Source organism: Psychrobacter raelei, from assembly GCF_022631235.3.
GTDB classification, from domain to species: Bacteria; Pseudomonadota; Gammaproteobacteria; order Pseudomonadales; family Moraxellaceae; genus Psychrobacter; species Psychrobacter raelei.
Genome location: NZ_CP093310.2, coordinates 2811012 through 2830670, shown reverse-complemented (window position 1 = coordinate 2830670; position 19659 = coordinate 2811012). Strand labels below are relative to the sequence as shown.

Sequence of the window (19659 nt, the reverse complement as noted above, 5' to 3'; positions counted from 1 at the left end):
TAAAAAACCTACAATGACACCTAAGTTGGTAAACGATTGGCACAGCAAAGTAAGCTACCATAGTAAGTTGCTAACATAGTAAATTGCTAACATAGTAAATTGCTAACATAGTAAATTGCTAATAGTTACTGTTTACCTACCTTCTCCTTATCAAGGATTGAATCAGAGGAACGATTATGAGTCATCGTATGAAGATTTCAGCTGCTACCATCATCAGTAGCGCCCTATTTTTATCAAGCTGTGCCAGCACTGGTATGGCGCCCAATTCAACTAGCATTGCCTACCAGTTGCCTCAAGGCATATCTGAGGGCTATTGGGCCATGACCTCAGCGATAAATGGCGAGGCATCAGTCGTCAGCTTCAACAATGGCATGAGCCAGAATTACCGCTTTAAGTGCTATGCTGACGGTACTTATCAGCAAATAGGCATGGAGCAATATAAGCTGGTACCGACTGCTAACGCCGTTGGACTACAGTATCAAAATCAGCCTGTTTTTTCTTATATCAAGGCCACTAAGTTTGCGCCAAAACAATCGCTTATGTTAAATCAGACCTTTAATGAGCCTGAGCTACAGCGTGCTTACCCAAATGGCCAAAATTACTCTTATGTTTATAAGAGCCGTTTAGAGCCTGTTTGCTCACTATAAATTAAGGAGCGGCTATGCTAACTTTAATTAACAAGACCACACGGGCATTGGCCATTATACTAACCAGCTCGATATTTTTGAGTGCGTGCACAGTCACTGGATTGGTGGGCGGCACTACCGGACATTAAACACAGATTAATGGTGACTTTACAAGCAATTGATAACAGGCTGCTGATGAAAATCAGTGGCCTTTTTTGTAGACGCAGTATTTCATCAAAAACCGAGTATTTGGCTTAACCATGAGTGCCGAATTAAGATAAAATAGCCGATTTCTGTCGAAATTCGAAATTATCTATCCTTAACAGCCATAATAAAGTCACCGTTTGGGTGGCTTTATTTTTTTGATTGCACATGCGAGAGGTACCCAGTGTTTAATAAAAGAAACCTAGTAATGATGTTTTGCCAAATGGGTTTTGGCTTCTCGTTTTATGGGGTAATGATTGTCCTTACTCCGTTTTTCTTAGAAAAATTACAGTACAGTGAAGCTGATACCTTGATGGTTATTGGTGCCTTTGGTGCTGTGGGCACTTTGTTTTCTATTGCTGGCGGCGTTATTGGTGATAAGTTTTTGGGGGCGTACCGCTCCTTGGTGGTGGGCTATGTCGCCTTTACCTTGGGTTATGTGCTGCTTATGATTAGTGCCGTAGGGGTCAATGTGCCGCTAAGTTTAATGGGGATTGCTTTGGCCAGCTATGGCCGCGGGCTGATGTCACCCAATTATCCGACCTTGTTTCAGACCACTTTTGCCTCACAAGCTGACTTTGAAAAAGTATATCCAATTAACTATTCGGTGAATAATTTAGGGGCTTTTTTGGGTCAGTATGTGTTTCCGTTTTTGACGTTGATTATTGGCTATAAAGGTAACTTTATGCTCTCAGCCATTATGGCGGGGCTGGGTGTGTTATCCCTATTATTGATACGCAAACCCTTGGTCACCCATGCTGATGAGATTGATAAAACACCGGTTTCTGTACAAAGCTGGCTAAAGTTTTTTGGGCTTAGTGCATTAATGATTGCCGTTGTATTTTATATGTTTAGTGACATGGATATAGGGCAATACATTGTTTATGCCATCAGTGCTGCAGCGATAGGTTATTTTGTGGTATTGATGCTCAAAGCTGCCCGATCAACGGCGCTGCGTATGGGAACTATCTTGATCATGGTGCTATTGAGTATCGCCTTTTTTGTGTACTACGGGCAGATGATGACCTCAATGAATATCGTGGCGATTAACACCATGCGTGGTGATTTATTTGGCATAATTCCAATTCAGCCAGAAGGCTCGTTGGTTATGAACCCCCTATGGTGTGCAGTGGCAGGTCCTGTGATTGCTTTTATTACCAATCGTTTAGAGAAGCGGGATATCTTCTTAAGCACACCGGTCAAAGTGGGTGTGGCCTTTATTCTAACGACCATAGCTTTCGCTATCTTAACCGTCTCTTTATTGCACATTGGCCCTGATACCATTTTAAGACCAGAGATATTTTTACTGGTACATTTCTTCCAAGCCTTTGCTGAGGTGGTGGTAGGCAGTCTGGTGGTGGCATATATTTTATCAGTTGCGCCCAAGGCCATTGCCAGCTTTTCAGTGAGCCTATTTATGGTGGCTATGGCAGTGAGCGGCATTATTGGGGCGGTGTTTTCAACTTCAATTGCTTTGGATAAAGGGACTAAGCTGACCCAAGCAATAGCGGTAGAGAGTTACGGTGGGTTCTTTATGACGCTTACAATCTTTGCGGTTGTGCTCACTGTGGTGGCTTTTTTATCGGCGATACTGATCAAAAAGATGCTTAAAGCGGCCGATGACTGGGATCAGCAGCAGTCACAACATGGCCAACATTAGCCTATTTACCTAACTTACTTCTAAGACGTCAAAACTATGATAATAAAACTATGATAATAAAGCTGCTACTGTTATTACTTCTGCCAGCTTTATGGTTATTGTGGCGGCGTCATAAGTTGCTAGATAGGGCAGCCATTTATGCCAGTCTTGTTATGCTAGGTTATCTTTTGGCGCTGCTATTGACTCTGACTTTGCATTTTGAGCCCATAAAACATTGGCCTTGGTTTGGTTATTTAATCATGGTATTGCTGCTGTTACCCTTTAGCAGTTATCTGTTAATTATCTACACGACCTTGAGTCTAAAGATGCCCAATCCTGTTTTTAAGCGAGCAGGGGCATTGGGACTGGGCATCTCAGCGCTGCTGCTACTGTGCGTAAAAGGCCTACTTGGCTGGGGCTAAAGCGCTGATATCAGTAGTTTTTGCCATACGCTTGGTGTTGCTATACAATTGGCCATTTTTTAGTGCATATACGATGTGCCGGATTCAATCAGGTGGCCCCTTCATGGACAAAGATCACGCAGTCAACCCCTCTTCCTCAGCCAGCAATCCCTTATTCTTAGGGTTTATGCTGTTGTCCTTCTTTTTTGGTGCCGGTAATTTAATTTTTCCGCCTATGTTGGGGATGAATGCTGGGCTTAACTTTACGCCTGCGGTCATCGGTTTTATCGTTACTGCCATTGCACTACCAATGCTCAGCCTCATTGCCATTGCCAAGTCTAGTGGAGGGTTGTTGGGTTTGGGGTGCCGAGTGCATCCGGTATTTGCTTATGTTTTTGCCATCTTAATTTATCTGTCTATTGGTGCGATGTACGGTATTCCGCGCGCTGCTAACGTGGGTTATGAGATGGGCTTTCGCCACTTTATAAACTTGCCAGAGGGCATAAGTCTGATTACTTATGTGGTGGTGTTTTTTAGCGTGTGTTATTTATGCGCCCTTAAATCAGGTCGCTTGGTGGATATCATTGGTAAGGTATTGACGCCGGTACTGCTCGGGGTGATTGCACTGCTTTGCGGTCTGGCTTTTATGCATCTGACGCCAAGCGTGCATGCGCCCTCAGAGCAATTTAACAGCAATCCTCTGTCAGCGGGCATTATCGAGGGCTATTTTACGTTGGATGCGCTGGCAGGCCTGGCCTTTGGTACGGTATTGGCCAATGCCATTATGGGCTCGACTAAGGCGGCGGGTCAGGCACCTTTGGCGCCCCAGCAGTTGGTTAAAGTAATGATTCAGTCCTCATTGGTGGCGGGTCTATTTTTGGGTCTGATTTACTTTGGCCTGGCTTGGATTGGCCGTGGTATGTATCGTCCTGAGGGCTATGAAAATGGAGCGGTGCTGCTATCGAGTGCTGCCACGCAACTGATGGGCAATGCTGGGAACGTGGCCTTTGGTATGATTGTTATTTTGGCCTGTTTAACCACCTGTATTGGCTTAATTAATGCCTGTTCAAGCTTTGCCAATCAAGTCTATCCTAAGATTGGTTATGGCGTTTATGTGCTCATCTTCACTGTGCTGGGTGCTTTGTTCTCAAATCTTGGACTAGACAGCATCTTGGCCATAGCGGTGCCCATTATGGTATTTTTATATCCCATTAGTATCGCCTTAGTTCTGTTGTCTTTGATACATCCTATGATTGCCAAGCATCCTTTGACCTATGTGTTCGGTGTAGGAACAGCCACCTTGTTCGCCTTTAATGACATGCTGAGCAATTTGGTGAGCAGCCCACTGCCTTGGCACAGCTTAATTGAGAAGCTGCCTATGGCTGAGCTGGGCTTAGGCTGGATAGTACCGACCATTTTAATGGCACTGCTGGGTTTTGTTATCAAACGATCTGATCAGGCAATATAGCCCAAAGTAGTGTATTAACAGCGGGCTTAGCGTTGAGGTATTCTGACAAAATTTGACATTTCGCCTATTGTTTGCGCCCGCTGTGTGCTGCTAGCATACTTCCTTTATAATATATCTATAAATAAAATGATAAAGGAATAATGATGCAAGTATTAAACATGGAAACCGTTAAGCAGCAGCTGACTATGCCCATGGCAATTGAGGCCATTGAACAGCTACTCATCCGTCAGACTGAGCACCCAAATTGGGTCAAGACGCCCGAGCGCTTGGTCATTCCCACCAATAAAGATTCAGACACGCATCAGCAAGGCTCGCACTTATCCATGCCCTCTGTCGTATTCGATGGCGAGCAGGAGTATGCTGTGGTCAAATTGGTCACTATTTGCCCAGACAATCCGCAGCGCCAGAAGCCAACTACTGTGGCTACCATTACCGTATCAGATACTGCGACAGGGGATACCTTGGCATTTATGGATGGCATCTATGTCACTCAAGTTCGTACGGCGGCTTTGTCTGGGGTTGCCACTAAGTACTTGGCCAATCCTGAGAGCCAAACTGTGGCTGTCATTGGCACCGGCGGCATGGCCTATGAACAGCTTAATGCGGTGTTAACCGTATGTCCTAATATTCGCCAAGTGAACTTATGGAACCGCAGTGGTGATAAAGCCCAGCAGTTTAAAGCACAGTTTATTGCTGATTACCCACAGTGGGCCCAGCAAGGTATCAGCGTTAAGGTATGTGAGTCTATTGAAGCGGCTGTGGCAGAGGCGGATGTGATTAATTTGGCCACACGGGCCACCCAAGGGCTGTTTGAAATCGAGCAGATTAAACCCAATGCGCATATTAATGCGGTCGGTGCTTATCAGCCGCATATGAAAGAGGTGAGTGATTCGGTAATTGCCGCTTGTGACTATGTGGTAATCGATGATCTAGAGGGCGGTAAGCATGAAGCGGGTGACCTAATTCAGGCCGATGACAATGCTGACTGCGATTGGGGCTGGGATGAGCTAAGTGGCCAGCTAATGGACTTGGTCAATGGTAAATTACAGCTAAGCGATGAGCAGGCGAAGAGCAAGCTCAGCTTATTTAAATCTGTGGGGGCTGCAAGTTTTGATGCAGCTGTGGCACTCAAGATTGCCCAATTGGCGAAGCGTGATGGGCTTGGACAGGCTGTAGCGCTATAAGTTTATATGACTGAACAAACTAAGTATCGACATACCGGACGCATAAACCCCTCGAAGTATGCCCACATGCGCTGGCTATATCTCATCTTGGGGTTTGTATTTTTTGCACTCGGCGTGATAGGGGCGGTGTTGCCCGTTATGCCCACGGCTCCTTTTATTTTACTCGCAGCAGGGTGCTGGGCTCGCGGATCTAAGCGTTTTTATTTGTGGCTTATTAATCACAAACACATGGGTAAGTACATTCGAGACTGGGAGGAGCGCCGAGCAGTGCCACGCCGAGCAAAATGGCTGGCGTGTATTATGATGAGCTTCTCAAGCAGCATGCTGCTGTTGACAGTACCTGAGGCCAAAGCTTGGGTGGCATGGACGGTGGCCTTGGTTTGCTTTTGTGTCGGCGTCTATCTATGGCGGTTGCCTGACGCCTGATTGGCTGCTATGTCTGTCTATCTATGCACAATGGGCTATAGGCTGTTGCTACAGACCATTTATCCGCTCATTGTCCACCCAGGCGGCTTGATGGGAGGGTGCAGCGCTTCGGCTCAAGCACAGTCAAGCTTTATTTTACCGGCTTTTCTAGTCTGACTACCAACACATCACAAGAGACATTGGGCAAAATAGCATCTACCGTCGCGCCGTTAATCCAAGCGGAGATACCATGGCGCTCATGGCGACCGATAATGACTAAATCCACGTCGTTTTTATGACAATAGTTAATAATACCCTCGCTATTTGAAATAGCGGTGGTGACTTCCTGACTCTTGCAGTCTAGACCGTTTCGCTTGAGAAACTCAATCAAATCACCTCTTGCGTTTTTGCAGCGCTCATCATCTATCTCATCATAAAGACTGGCAGCAGGGACCATTTCATATCCAAAGCCTACCATCGTATCTTTAATAATATGTAGTACTGACAGCTGTGCATCTTGTTGACGTGAGTGAATGTATTTGGCTTTTTGGGCAACAACGTCGGCATCAGAGCGTAAGTCAGTAACGAGCAAAATATGTTTATAGCTCATGGCAACACCTATATCAAACAGAGTGAAAGATACATTAACGGGCATGCTTAGCTGCGCAGTTAATGGCAATGATAGTGGCATATTGTTAGAGGCTGATTGCATGATATATGCCTTACTGTTTAATACTATCATAAGCTTATTTTAATAGATATGCAGCCTCATTTTTGGGTAAACATAACTAATTTTGTGACATGAATAGCGCCCCATACTCACCACTAACAGTGATTAACGGCATATTTTTTAGTAACTTTTTCTATTTTTTTAAGTTATTTTAAAATAAAGCTTGCTAAAGGGGAGTTGTCACCCTATACTAGGCTCCTGCTTGAGAGAAGCCCACAACAAATCATTACCTCGTAGTATTAGCATTAATCCTCCGTTTTAAGATTTACCGTAGTTGCTCAGAGCGTTACCGACCAAATTGGTCATTATGTTTTAAAATTAGGATTATATATATGTCAGATACTATCAAAGGTACAGTAAAGTGGTTTAACGAAGCTAAAGGTTTTGGCTTTATCGCTCCAGAAACTGGTCCAGACGTTTTTGCTCATTACAGCGAAATCGCAAGCTCAGGTTTCAAAACCTTAGCTGAAGGCCAAGAAGTTGAGTTCACCGTAACTCAAGGTGCTAAAGGCCCACAAGCCCACGGTATCACAGCTATCTAATTAGCGATGATGATTTAAAGTGGTGATCATTAAATAATCATTACTTTAGATGAATCAAAAAAAACGAGCCTTTGGCTCGTTTTTTTGTGTCCGTTATTTAATCGCTACTTTGAGTAAAAAAAATTTGTGCCTAAAATGCCCGCTAAATCGCATTAATACACAAACTGAGGGCTCAGACTGTTATTATATGCACTATAATTATCAGTCTGTTATTCACAGCGGTAATCTTCTTTGAATTTATAGCGTCTTGATAAAGTGCCTGTATGTCTATTAATCTAAAAACCGTCATAAATCCAAAAGCCATCTTGCTTAGAGGTGTGCTTTTTTTATTGGCATTGGTTATATTCGTACTTGCCATAAAAACCCTATACACCATCACCCACAGCATTAGCCTCTCCGAGATTTTTTTAGCCATTGAACAAATCCCCAATTTAGATATCTTTTGGGCATTATTGGTGGTTGCCTTTGGCTATTTGGTGCTTACTCTATATGACACCATCGCCTTTAAACACATGAATATCGCTCTACCGTTTAAAAAGGTGGCGTTTACCTCGTTTACGGCTTATGCGATCGGTCACACCATAGGGCTGGCCATTTTGTCCGCCTCTGGTGTTCGTTTTAGGATGTATGGGGTCAATAAGATACGCCCTGAAAATATCGCCAATGTGGTGTGGTTGGTATCCATGGCTTTTACCTTTGGTATTACTACCTTGGTATCTTTGTCCTTGGCATTTAACCCAGAAGCCACGGTCACTATGATGAATCAGCTCGACTTGCAGTTGGCAGAAGTCTCTATTGATATCCCTGAGTTTTTGCGCAATGCGTCGGTGATTCGTGGTTTGGGCTTGGGCCTACTTGCCATGGTAGCTGGTCTAATAGCTTGGTCGGGCAGACAAGGCCGCCATATTCAGGTAAAAGGTTGGCGCTTTGATTTACCGCCTGCGACGATGATGATTAAGCAGATTATCATCTCTATTGTGGACTTAGCCAGTGTGGCTTTTGTGCTGTATTTATTATTGCCGCATGATGCTGGTGTTGGCTATTTCACCGTGTTTTCAGCTTTTATCCAGTCGATGATTTTGGCAATCTTAAGTCATGTGCCGGGTGGACTTGGTGTTTTTGAATTGACCATGATGGCCTCCTTGCCCACAGTCGATAAGACCTATCTACTGGCCGTATTGCTGGTGTTTAGACTGCTGTATTACCTTCTGCCATTTTTCTTAGCAGTGCTGTTCTTTATTGGCCATGAAGTTTGGCTACGCTGGTTACGCCAAGATTAAGGTGTCTAAAATGAGCGATTAAAAAAGGCGGAGATAATTGCTATCTCCGCCTTTTTTTGGGATAAGTTATCTGCCTTTAGCAGATGGCCGCATTACTCTTGTAGGGTGCTTGTGGTGTGGTTACCTTCGCCCGCTGTTTGTTTGACTGGAATGGCGGGACTAAACTGCTCTGAGGTGGGCGTAACCCCTTTGGCAGCATGGTCTTCTTTTAACGAGGCGGCAACTTCAGGAGGCATATAGTTCTCATCGTGCTTGGCCAATACTTCGCTGGCAACGAACACCTTGCCTTGCATCTCTCCTGTGGCAACAACGCCGGAGTTTTCTGCAAATAAATCCGGTAAGATGCCCTGATAGCTGACAGGCACGGTGGCATTAAAGTCAGTGATCTCAAACTGTACTTTCAAGTCATCGTTAGGGTCACGACGCACACTGTCTTTCACCACCATACCGCCTGCACGAATGCGTTTATTCTGAGGTGCGTCCCCAGCAGCAATAGCAGTCGGGTCAAAGTAATAGTCAGTCTGCTGCCCAATGGCGTAGATGACCAATAGCACGGCAATAATAGCGCCTGCTAAAGTAGCCGCGACCCATATCAGTTTTTTACGACGTACAGCATTCATAAGATTGCCTTTTATTTAATACGCTCAAATCATTGAGTGTTGTTGCAAAAGTTGGGTTCTGTTTTTGAGCCATTATAAAAACATGCGCCAAAAAACAGGCCTAATTTAGTCAGATAGAGTATTGCTTACGGGCGGCGCTGAGCTTGCTTGCGCTGCTGTTGACGGGTATGCTGGATTTTTAGATCTTTGACCAGTTGGCGACGTTGGTGCACACTATATAAGACAAAGCCCAGTACCACAATTAAGGTAAGACCCCAAGTGCTCCAGACATACATACCATGCTTACCCATGGCCAAAAACTCTTGAAAGCTATAAAAATACGGCTGCATAAGTCGCTCCTTTATTTGGCGTCACGCACATATTCTTTGACCCAAGCCTTATTTTGATCGCGGCGTAGGATAAGGGTGTTGGTGCGATAAATGGCTAAGGCGGCCACCAACAGGTAGCTACCAATAATCATCAATAGTAAAGGCGCCAACATATCTAATGACATCTTTGGTGCTTCAGTGAGGGTAATGGTAGAGCCTTGGTGTAGGGTGTTCCACCAGTTTACTGAGTACTTGATAATGGGCAGGTTAACTGCGCCCACAATCGATAAAATAGCAGCAGCTTTACCGCGGTTTGGTGAATGCTCAAAGGCGGCAAATAGCGCCATCACACCTGCGTATAAAAACGCTAAAATCAGCATCGAGGTCAGGCGAGCATCCCATACCCAAAAAGTACCCCAGGTCGGCTTGGCCCAAATTGATCCTGTTATTAAACTTAAAACACACAGCATAAATCCGATGGGGGCGATTGCTTGAGCCACTAGGTTGGCGGTCTTAATACGCCACACCAAAAATATCACGCCCAGTACCGCAAGCGCAAAATAAATAGATAAGGCGATACCGGCAGCAGGCACATGGATAAAAATAATGCGATAGCTGTTGCCTTGTAGATAATCAGGTGGCGCAAAGGCCAGCCCCCAAACACTGCCGACTACCAACATAATAGTGGCCAATGCCGCCAGCCACTTTACCCAAGGCGTGAAGATACGAAAGAATTCACGGGTACCAACAGTGGCCAAAAAGCCCTGCCATAGGCGTGAAAAAAAGCCCGGGTTTTGAGGTGATAAATTAGCGTTTGGCATAATAAAACGACCTTGTAAGCCACAGTGTGAGCAAGGAAGTGTGGGCAAACAGTCCCACACACGAGTCAGTGAGGCGCTCGGTAAGTTAAGCCATGGATTCCTGATATAAAGGGGCTCGCCTGCCGTAGTGCCTACTACAATGAATACTTTATCTAATGTTTAACTATTATAGCAAATATTGGCCTCAGTTAAGCCATGCCATCTTCAGAGTCATAGCAATCACCCAAGGTGTAATGAGGATCGATAAGATACTACCGGCTGCCAATAAGGCCAATATGGGCAGACCATTGAGGCCTGTTGCGTACAAGTCAACCGCTCCTGTGGCAAATATCAGCACCGGCAACTGCATCGGCAAGGCAATTAAAGGCACCAAAACTGCGCCATTTTTTAAAGATAAGGTCAGGCTGCTGGCGATGGCCGATAGCATAAGTAGCATGGGGCTACCCACGACAATAGAGGCCAAAAGTGCGCCCGCTTCTCCCCAAGATAATCCAAATAACAGTATGGCCAGTAGACTTAAAAGTGCCACAAAGCCGCTGCTAAATATCCAGTGAATGCTAAGACGAATAAGCACCCAAAGCGGTAATGAGGTCTTAGAGACAATCAGCTGTGCTAAGGTACCATTGTCCATTGCCGGCTTAAACAAATCATCTACGCCCATCACCAACGACAGCAGAGCCGCTATCCATACAGCCGGCACGCCTAGTCGGTGCAGTAATTGTGGCTCGCTGCCGACTGCCAGTGGAAATAAGGTGATAATCACCAAAAACAACACCAAAGGATACAGCCATTGAACGGCGCCTTGCTGCTTGACCTGCCATTCACGGCGCCATAGTCGAGCAGTGCTGATACCGACAGAAGTTGCTTGGTTTGGGTTTAATGGGTCGTGGCTCATAGTGTTCCCTGATTATTAGGGTCATAGTGATCGTCATCATAAGCATATGACGCAAAATTGTCATCACTGTCTAAATCATCACTGCCTGAATAAGAGGGCAGGTAACCAGATAAATCCAGCTGCTTATTGGCGACCTCTACCGGCTGGTGACTGGTCATTAATACCGCGCCGCCTGCGTTCACAAAACTGTTTAATTGCTGCTGCAACCGTGCCACCATGGCCACATCCAATGCCGTAAACGGCTCATCTAATAGCCACAAAGGCGTGTGCTGTGGCGTCATCAGGTACAAACGCGCCAAGGTAACACGGCGGGTTTGACCCGCTGAGAGCTGATTGCTGCCCATGTTCTCAAACCCTGACAGTCCGACCCAGTCCAGTGCTGCTTCAATTTGAGCATTGCTTGGCTCAATACCATACAGGTTCAATAAAAAACTAAGGTTTTGCTTAACGGTGAGGCTTGGATGGATACCCAATTGATGCGAAACATAGACAGGCGCTATCGGTAAGCTGTTTTGGCCTTGATACAGCACCTTGCCTTCAAGCAGCGGTAATAGTCCGGCCAATTGCATCAATAGCGTGGTTTTGCCGGTACCGTTGGCACCAATAAGATGGCAAATATCGCCAGTATACAGCTGCAGCATCACCCCTTCACACAGTGGAAAGTCGCCACGCTGTACGGTAAGGTCTTGTAAGACCAGCACCGGCGTAGAGGAGCTATCAGAGGCATTTATGTGAGCTGAATGTGTCGAGGTTGTGGGGTGCATGGTGGCCTGATGTATAAAAAGGTGGACAGACAACTAAGCTTACGCATTAGTGTGAGTTTAGGGTATCCCTTGTGATTTATGCCGCGTAATGGACCTTATACTGCATTTGCCGCCATACTTTTGACGACACAAGCGGTCCAAGTTACAAATAAACTCGCCTCCATGTGCGTTTTTAGCGCAGTGTGAGGTGATTGTGCTTTAATATAGGGATATTAACTGTAAAGCTGTTGGCATTTATGTCCGTGTTTGTGGCGCTCAGGCTATTGCAATCGGAGCGCCTAGCCGTCATATAGCTTTAATAGGCCATCGCCTGATACAGATTATAGTGCATAGTATATCAAACCTCGACCCACAACTAACGTATTGTCCCTATTATGAGCTCACAAAAAAAGCCATCTTTTTGGCAACGATTAAAATATTTAATAACGGCAAAGTCCGATATCATAAAAAGTGAGGCCGAGACGTTGACCACAGCGCACCGTTTCTCTGAGTCTTCGGCCACGCCGCCATTGAGTCAGACGCGTGAGCCAACACAGATGTCTAATGCTGAGCATCAGGAGCTTACGTCAGCTTTTGAGCTCGAGCAAGCCTCACCTGAGCGGCTAACAGCAGATTTGATGCAAGCACAGCCACCTAAACGCGAGCGATACGATTATCAAAAAAGTCGCACACAGCAGCCTGGCACCAGTGATGCGCATAAGATGACCCCCAGTGGCTACGAAAGCACCAGTTATTTTTCTGATGAGGACAGTATCGATGCCGCAGCAGTGGATGAAGCGCCTGCCAAATTTATCAGCTTATCTAATCTAGATAATGCCGATAACATGAAAATGCGCACCGCTTCTTTTCAGTATTCGCAAAACCCCATTACCGATAGTATTTTGGATTTTTTGGAAGCCAGCGATTTAAACTACTATTATCATGATCCGGTCGAAAGCAGTGAGGTTAACGACTCAAGTGAAGAGACGGCAGATACTCCCTCCGGCAACCAGACCCAAAAATACCAAGGCAGCATTACTAAACGAAACGTGCACCATATTTCTATGGCAATGCGCTACTATAATGACACCACGGGTGACTATGATGTTGATGCTGATCACAGCAGTGAGGGGCAAAGACGACCTGGCACAGGCAGCACACCTGATGCCAATGAAGTAGAGTGGGGCTGTGTGATACGAGTCCATGAGCACACCCAACTGGTGGCCATGTACGGTGTGTTGCCATTTAGCTTACCTGAAACCCACTTAGAAGCAGGCCTGGCACTGGCCACTCAGCTGAACTACGATATGATGCTCGGCTGCGTAGAGATTGATATTCGAGATGGCGAGATCCGCTTTAAAAACTCGTTAGATTTAGAGCCGATTATCAATGCCAGCGGTGGTATCGTACCACCTACTGTCATCAGTTACTTGCTCAAAGGGGTGATGGCAATGACGGCTTCTTTTTCTCCCTTATTTAGTGACTTATTGGCCAGTAATCCTGAAGACTTTGAGTTATCCACCATATTACAAGAGCTGCACAAGGCGCAGATGGATAAAACCTTCTTTTTGCCTACCCGAGTGACGCAGTAGCTTAGATATTATGATTATACGGTTATGTTAAAAATTGCTTTTTCACCCATTTACTTATATGACGTGCCCGAAAAACACCGTTTCCCGATGCAAAAATATCGGCTGATACCTGAGCGTTTACTTGCAGAAGGCACACTGACTCAGGACAACTTTTTTGCACCGGACAAGGTCAGCGAGGCAGAGATTCTAACCACACATACTCCTGAGTATTGGGATAAATTAAAAACCCAAACCTTACCACGCAAAGAAGCCCGTGCTATCGGCTTTGAGATGACACCTCAGTTGGTTGAGCGGGGGCGTTATATTGCCCATGCCACTTATGAGTGTGCCTTGTACGCCAAGCAGTACGGGGTGTCTCTTAATGTCGCAGGTGGTACACACCACGCCTTTGCCGATCATGGTGAGGGGTTTTGTGTGTTCAATGATGTGTGTATTGCCAGTAATTTGCTGCTCTCACGAGGGCAGGCAAGCAAAATCTTGATTGTGGATTTAGATGTGCACCAAGGCAATGGCAATGCCAGTATTATGGCCAATGAGCCTCGGGTATTTGTGTTTAGTATGCACGGTGAAAAAAACTACCCATTTCGTAAGCCGCCCTCAGATTTAGACATAGATTTGCCTAATGATACCGATGACGCCACTTATCTGACTCTGTTAAAAGACACCTTGCCTAAGTTAATTGCAGAGCATGAGCCTGATTTAATTTTTTATCAATCAGCGGTCGATGTGCTGGCCAGTGATAAGCTGGGTAAGCTGGCCCTAAGTTTAGAGGGCTGCAAAGCACGTGATGAGTTTGTGCTAACTCAGGCCAAAGCGCATCATATCCCAATAGCCATTGTCATGGGCGGCGGATATTCAGAAGAGGTGGAACAGGTGGTAGAGGCCCACTGCAACACTTTTAGATTGGCCAAACAGATATTTTTTGCCGACTAGAGTGCAGATTGGCCTCGCTCTTGCAATGACAATTACCCCAGTAGAGTAGCAGTGAGTCGTATCACTGCCCGTGTCCCTCAGGTGATCCGTAAGCTTACGTGAGGTAATAGCAGGGGCATTTTTTATTAAGAAAAACTCGGTTTCTCCACCGTCACCTTATCATTGACTGGTAACAGCACGATAAAGCGGGTACGACCATTATAGGTATCGGTGCGGATGCGGCCATTATGTGCCTCTACAATTTGTGCCACCAACGACAGACCTAGTCCTGACCCTTTCTTTTGCTGCTGTAGACGCACAAAGGGACTAAATATTTCCTCACGCTTATCAACTGGAATGCCTTTACCTTGGTCTATCACCGCCAATACCACATAGTTGGGCTGGGCAATGGGCTCAGCTTTTGGCCGGCGTAAGCGTTTGGCAAAGCTCATGTCATTGAGCTTAGAGCTCTCAGATTTTGCTTTTTTATCGACTTTTTTGAGCTTGTCGGCCTTATCTTTACCCTCATCTGCCTCTTTAGCAGCGACTGTATTGGGTGTGCTGTCTGCGCTTTGGTCATCGGCGATCTCTTGAGCGTCAGAGATTAGGCTTTGGTGCTCATCCTCATCTTGCTCAGGCGATTGATCTGCCTCCTCACTTGCCAGCTCTGTGCCGAGCGCTGGTAAATTCGCCTCACTCTCGTATTCGGCTAAGTCCTCTAACACTTCTAGCTCATCTTCAGCATGTGATAGCGCAATTTGATCCAGCAGCTGTTTGGGCGGATACAGCGCATCTTTTTGATTGACCACGCCGTAAACATGCACTTCAATGGGCGGCTGACCATGGATAAGGGCATTATTTAAAAGATTGCGTATCAAATGAATCAGCAACTTAGGCTGACCTTCAATTACCAAAGATTTGCCGTATAAAGTGGCCTCAGGGTAATGCTGGCACTCTTGATTGACCAGTTCAAAAAAGTCAAAGCGTTCATTTGCTTGGGCAGCGTGACCGGCATCTAAGCGGCTCACCAGTAAGATACTCTCCACCAAGTCATTAAGGCCAGTGAGGTCACGATTGACAGCTTGTGCCCGTTTATGGAACTTGGCTTTGGTGCCCTCGGACATCTCATTAGACAGCATCTCCATCATCTCAATCTGTAGGCGAATACGAGTAATGGGTGTGCGCAGCTCATGTGAAGCATGCGCCAGCAATAGATTATTGGCATTGATAAGCTGCTCAATTTTTTGTGCTGCTTGGTTGAAGCCGCGTGCCAGACTGGCAATCTCATCCGTCCCTTTGGCAGGCACCCGCACACTAAAATCACCCTCACCAAGCTGAGCCATCTGTTTGCTCATCTGATTAATGCGCCAGGTCATAGAGTGCGCAATCCACCACAGCACGGCCGACATCAGACCAATTAAGGCCAAAGTACCGGTGAATATATTAAGTACCGCCCATAATTCAGAGCGTTTTGGGGGATTGCGTGGCTCATACAGCAAGGTATAGCCACGATCACTCATGGCCTGCACGTTCACCTGATCTGAGGAGAAAAAAGCCGGTAGCATACGCGAGATTAATGAGGGGTCCTCGGGTAGGGTCTTGGGCAAGTCGCTATCGTCAGTTTGAATTAACAAATGACCCTTGCGGTCATAAAGCCCCATTTTGGCTTGTAGGGATTCATCAAAAACATCGAAGCTTTTTTTTATGACAGCCAGCATAAATCGGGCCTGTAACAGCTCGTTCATGGTAGTGGCATTGTCTAATTCGTCAATAAACGGGTCAACTTGGCTGACAATTTGTTTTGCCAGTACCTCCCATCTTGCGTCTGCAGAGTTGTTGTGCACCATGTTCATCAAAGTAATCATGGCCGCCGCAAAAAAAACCAGCGTCAACACCACACTGGTAAATAGCTTATTAAAAACAGAGGTAAAACCAAATCGAGGCAGTCGGGGCATAAGCTTATCTAATCTAGATGAGAGTAATTGAGGGTCTAAGCCAACCGGTTTTGCTTAGACCCTCAATGGATGGTAGATATCAACCGTAGAATATCAATTGTAGAATATCGAACCGAATTAAACTTGATCGGTAGCAAATTGATAGCCGACACCGCGCACAGTAATGATGCGTTTAGGCTGACGTGGGTTGTCTTCAATTAATGCACGCAGTCTTGAGATGTGCACGTCAATTGCGCGATCAATGTTATCTGAGCTGTCATCATTGGGCATGGCTTGCCACAACTGCTCACGGTTTAATACCTTGCCTGCATGGGTGGCGAAGTAGTGGAGCAGCTGGAATTGATGGGTGGTTAAACGGACAGGCTTGTCATCAATGGTGACTTCATGACTATCAGGGAATACGCTTAAGCGGCCGAATGTTAAGCTATCAGACTGGCTGTCGGCTTGATTTGGCTGCTCATGACGACGCAGTACGGCACGAATACGGGCCAACAGCTCACGAGGCTCGAATGGCTTTGAAATATAATCGTCTGCGCCCATCTCCAGACCCAGTACTCGGTCGGTTGTATCGCCTTTGGCGGTCAACATAACGATAGGCACTTTATTGGTTTGGCTATTTTTACCGCCACGGATTTTTTGGCAAACCTGCATACCATCCATATCCGGTAGCATTAAGTCTAGGATAATTAAGTCGATGGCGCGTTCTTTGGCATCAAGAATATCAAGACCTTCTTGACCTGTGGGCGCATGGTGCACCTCATAATAATTCATTGCCAAGTAATCGCTAATTAATTCTGCTAAATCAGGATCATCTTCGATCAGGAGTATTTGCTTGCTCATAACTATCCTTAAAAATTATAAAAATTGAATCATCTGGCTTGGCTGTTAATTTTGTGATGATTATTGGTTATTAACAGCTTGGGCGGCTGTTTTAAGTTAGGGCCTATCTTTTATGACCTTAAGTATGACCTTAAGTATGACCTTAAGTAATTAAGTGCCGAAGTAATAAAATGGCTTAACTTAAGGGCTTAATGGGGCTATAAATGCCATTAACAATTGAGCCGGTGTAAATAAATGTTGCACGCCCAGTAAGCACTATTATAACTATAATGCCTAAGGTGTGCCTATCATAACAATACACAGTTTGTTACTTTTTCTCGCTATTGTTACACACAGATTGTTAAGCCTAAATTGTCTAGATTGCTACAACTGTCAAATAAAAATATACAGTGAGTTTGATAATACACCATCTATATGGCCTAATAGAGATAAGCTAAGTACAGTATAAAGCGGATTGACAGTGATTAATGTGATTAAATTAACTGCTTAGAGAGGGTTGTCATTAAAAACTTTGAGTGTCTATGGGGAAACAAGTAGTAAACCCTGTATTTTTATGCTAAAAATGACAGGAGTAACTGTGAGGGTAATCGTGAGTAACTCAGATAACTAAAGGCTTAGATAAGCGGCAAAAGCGCATATCAAACAAGCAGTAGATATCATATTAGTGTACCAATAAAGATAAAAACTGTTTAAAAAAAGCGTTTTACATATAGGGTAGGTGCAATGGACATAAGTTTTGAGGGGCTAAAGGTGATGGTGATTGATGATTCAAAAACCATTCGCCGTACAGCCGAGATGTTATTACAAAGAGTGGGCTGTGATGTGGTCACTGCAGTAGATGGATTTGAGGCTTTGGCCAAGATAGCCGACTACAAGCCTGAGATTATCTTTATTGATGTGGTGATGCCGCGCTTAGATGGTTATCAAACCTGCGCCATTGTAAAAAATAACAAAGACTTTGCTGATACCCCAGTGATTATGTTGTCCTCAAAAGATGGTCTGTTTGATAAAGCGCGCGGACGCATTGTGGGGGCAGATGAGTATTTGACCAAGCCCTTTAGTAAAGATGACCTATATACGGCCATTCAGCAGCATCACAAGGCCGACCGTTAAGCGGCTGGTTTTATGCTAAAAGTAGTACCCAAAAATTAGGAAATACAAAGCACAGAGTCGGGCTTATAAAAGACGCAGGGAATCGATAGTAAGGACAACACATGCACAAGGTTTTGGTGGTAGAAGACTCACAATCTGAGATGGCTCGTTTTCGGGAGTTATTGATAAAAAATAACTACGAAGTGATAGAAGCGTCTGATGGCCAACAAGGGGTTGAGATGGCGCAAATGCACTTACCCGATGCCATTTTAATGGATATTGTTATGCCTGAAATGAACGGCTTTCAGGCCACACGTAAGATTACTCGCAATGAGGCTACAGGTCATATTCCTGTGGTGATGATCAGCACCAAAAACCAAGAAACCGATAGGGTATGGGGCAAAAGACAAGGCGCTAAGGCTTATCTAACTAAGCCTGTTAATGAGACCGAACTGCTGACTACCATCGACTCGGTCATAGGGTAGCAATTGTGGCTTTAAAGGGATTTATTGAGTTACTGCGCTTAGAGCATATGGCCAAATCACGCCAAGTGGAGCGTCAGCAAGGGATGGATACCCCGTGGCAGGGAGTGGCATTTTGTGTGGCTGGGCTAAATTTTGTGGCCCCCATTGGTGAGGTGACCGAGGTTATCAGCTTCCCTAACAGCCTAACTGAGGTACCTATGAGCAAGCCGTGGCTGTTAGGGATTGCCAACATACGTGGTCAACTGTTGCCCTTGGTGGATTTGGCAAGCTTTGTCAACCTATCTGGTACAGCGGAACAATTAAACCGTCGTAAAGTACTGGTAGTTAAGCAGCAAGACATAGCAGTCGGGCTATTGGTCGATACCGTGTGGCACATAAAAAACTTCTTACCTAAGCATTACCTGCCTGAGCACCTGCCAGCTGGCGCCCCTGTTTTACCCTATACCCACGGTCAATTTGTTACCGATACCGAGCTTGAGGCTTGGCCGATATTTAGGCCAAGCTTATTGTTAGCCGATCCTAGGTTTTTGGAAGTATCCCTTTAAATAATAGAGGCGCTTTTACCAACACAGTTATAATTTTCTGAAAGTAAGATTGAGCCAATTTTAAGGCTTCAAGAGTAGTCATGAGGGACCATTAACTACGCTGTATGCCCTATACCTTATGCTAAGGCTCCAATGCGCAGTAATAAGAATTAACCTTAAGGAACGATGAATGAAAGATGCAGCGAAAAGGCCTGCCCACAATACCGCTCAGCCTCAAAAAAAATGGATTTATGGCCTATTAGGCTTAGGGGTGCTGGGCGTTATAAGCATCATTTATCTGATCATTAGCATCAGCAAGGTCGCAGGATATGTCAGCAGCATTAATCAATTAGAGGTGGCTTCAAGCACCTTGGTACGTCATGTCAACCAAGC

At 45.3% G+C, this 19659-nt stretch carries 21 protein-coding genes; 13 read left to right on the top strand and 8 right to left on the bottom strand.

The window, feature by feature from the left end; translation table 11 throughout:
* Window positions 1–176 precede the first annotated feature (176 nt).
* From MN210_RS11885 to MN210_RS11860, 6 genes are all read left to right on the top strand, one after another.
* Window positions 177–647 (top strand): hypothetical protein, encoded by a 471-nt coding sequence (locus tag MN210_RS11885; protein WP_241878672.1) that lies wholly within the window; start codon window positions 177–179, stop codon window positions 645–647.
* Window positions 648–1038: 391 nt separating this feature from the next.
* A complete protein-coding gene (locus MN210_RS11880; RefSeq protein ID WP_110817100.1) occupies window positions 1039–2490 on the top strand; it encodes a peptide MFS transporter in 1452 nt (483 codons plus the stop codon).
* Window positions 2491–2540: 50 nt separating this feature from the next.
* The gene (locus MN210_RS11875) at window positions 2541–2891 is read left to right on the top strand and encodes a hypothetical protein (protein ID WP_241878667.1); all 351 of its coding nucleotides are present in this window, start codon (window positions 2541–2543) and stop codon (window positions 2889–2891) included.
* A gap of 103 nt (window positions 2892–2994) precedes the next feature.
* Entirely contained in the window at window positions 2995–4338 is a 1344-nt protein-coding gene (gene brnQ, locus MN210_RS11870; RefSeq protein ID WP_338412263.1) for a branched-chain amino acid transport system II carrier protein, read from the top strand.
* A gap of 143 nt (window positions 4339–4481) precedes the next feature.
* Window positions 4482–5522, top strand: coding sequence for an ornithine cyclodeaminase family protein (locus MN210_RS11865; protein WP_338412262.1), 1041 nt, complete (start codon window positions 4482–4484; stop codon window positions 5520–5522).
* 6 nt (window positions 5523–5528) lie between these two features.
* On the top strand, window positions 5529–5948 hold the full coding sequence (locus MN210_RS11860; protein WP_338412261.1) for a YbaN family protein: 420 nt from the start codon (window positions 5529–5531) through the stop codon (window positions 5946–5948).
* A gap of 130 nt (window positions 5949–6078) precedes the next feature.
* Here MN210_RS11860 and MN210_RS11855 read toward each other — a convergent pair whose 3' ends face one another.
* Entirely contained in the window at window positions 6079–6537 is a 459-nt protein-coding gene (locus MN210_RS11855; protein ID WP_011961383.1) for a universal stress protein, read from the bottom strand.
* 452 nt (window positions 6538–6989) lie between these two features.
* Between MN210_RS11855 and MN210_RS11850 the strand changes: the two genes are divergently transcribed.
* Window positions 6990–7199: a cold-shock protein gene (locus tag MN210_RS11850; RefSeq protein WP_011959622.1), complete on the top strand. Its 210-nt coding sequence runs from the start codon at window positions 6990–6992 to the stop codon at window positions 7197–7199.
* 263 nt (window positions 7200–7462) lie between these two features.
* Window positions 7463–8479 (top strand): putative bifunctional lysylphosphatidylglycerol flippase/synthetase, encoded by a 1017-nt coding sequence (locus MN210_RS11845; RefSeq protein ID WP_338412260.1) that lies wholly within the window; start codon window positions 7463–7465, stop codon window positions 8477–8479.
* A 92-nt stretch (window positions 8480–8571) separates the two neighbouring features.
* Here MN210_RS11845 and ccmE read toward each other — a convergent pair whose 3' ends face one another.
* From ccmE to ccmA, 5 genes are all read right to left on the bottom strand, one after another.
* Entirely contained in the window at window positions 8572–9099 is a 528-nt protein-coding gene (gene ccmE, locus MN210_RS11840) for a cytochrome c maturation protein CcmE (protein WP_011961381.1), read from the bottom strand.
* A 125-nt stretch (window positions 9100–9224) separates the two neighbouring features.
* On the bottom strand, window positions 9225–9428 hold the full coding sequence (gene ccmD / locus MN210_RS11835) for a heme exporter protein CcmD (RefSeq protein ID WP_110817096.1): 204 nt from the start codon (window positions 9426–9428) through the stop codon (window positions 9225–9227).
* Between the two features lie 11 nt (window positions 9429–9439).
* Entirely contained in the window at window positions 9440–10228 is a 789-nt protein-coding gene (locus MN210_RS11830) for a heme ABC transporter permease (protein ID WP_011961379.1), read from the bottom strand.
* Window positions 10229–10412: 184 nt separating this feature from the next.
* Window positions 10413–11123 carry a heme exporter protein CcmB gene (locus MN210_RS11825; RefSeq protein WP_338412259.1) on the bottom strand — a complete coding sequence of 237 codons (711 nt, stop codon included), beginning with the start codon at window positions 11121–11123 and terminating at the stop codon, window positions 10413–10415.
* A complete protein-coding gene (gene ccmA / locus MN210_RS11820; protein ID WP_241878663.1) occupies window positions 11120–11887 on the bottom strand; it encodes a heme ABC exporter ATP-binding protein CcmA in 768 nt (255 codons plus the stop codon). The genes MN210_RS11825 and ccmA overlap by 4 nt, the downstream gene beginning before the upstream one ends.
* Before the next feature lie 374 nt (window positions 11888–12261).
* On the opposite strand from ccmA, the gene MN210_RS11815 reads away from it, so the two are divergent.
* Together MN210_RS11815 and MN210_RS11810 are read left to right on the top strand one after the other, a co-directional pair.
* Window positions 12262–13458, top strand: coding sequence for a type III secretion system chaperone family protein (locus tag MN210_RS11815; protein ID WP_338412258.1), 1197 nt, complete (start codon window positions 12262–12264; stop codon window positions 13456–13458).
* Window positions 13459–13482: 24 nt separating this feature from the next.
* A complete protein-coding gene (locus MN210_RS11810; protein WP_011961375.1) occupies window positions 13483–14391 on the top strand; it encodes a histone deacetylase family protein in 909 nt (302 codons plus the stop codon).
* Window positions 14392–14516: 125 nt separating this feature from the next.
* Here the strand turns inward: MN210_RS11810 and MN210_RS11805 are convergent, their stop codons facing one another.
* Entirely contained in the window at window positions 14517–16325 is a 1809-nt protein-coding gene (locus MN210_RS11805; RefSeq protein ID WP_338412257.1) for an ATP-binding protein, read from the bottom strand.
* Between the two features lie 117 nt (window positions 16326–16442).
* A complete protein-coding gene (locus tag MN210_RS11800; RefSeq protein ID WP_011961373.1) occupies window positions 16443–17165 on the bottom strand; it encodes a response regulator transcription factor in 723 nt (240 codons plus the stop codon).
* A 723-nt stretch (window positions 17166–17888) separates the two neighbouring features.
* On the opposite strand from MN210_RS11800, the gene pilG reads away from it, so the two are divergent.
* The 3 genes from pilG to MN210_RS11785 all read left to right on the top strand — a co-directional run bounded on the left by pilG (window position 17889) and on the right by MN210_RS11785 (window position 19287).
* Entirely contained in the window at window positions 17889–18278 is a 390-nt protein-coding gene (gene pilG, locus MN210_RS11795; protein ID WP_241878658.1) for a twitching motility response regulator PilG, read from the top strand.
* A gap of 101 nt (window positions 18279–18379) precedes the next feature.
* Window positions 18380–18742, top strand: a complete 363-nt coding sequence (locus MN210_RS11790) for a response regulator (RefSeq protein WP_155587319.1) — start codon at window positions 18380–18382, stop codon at window positions 18740–18742.
* 5 nt (window positions 18743–18747) lie between these two features.
* A complete protein-coding gene (locus MN210_RS11785) occupies window positions 18748–19287 on the top strand; it encodes a chemotaxis protein CheW (protein WP_338412256.1) in 540 nt (179 codons plus the stop codon).
* Window positions 19288–19659 lie beyond the last annotated feature (372 nt).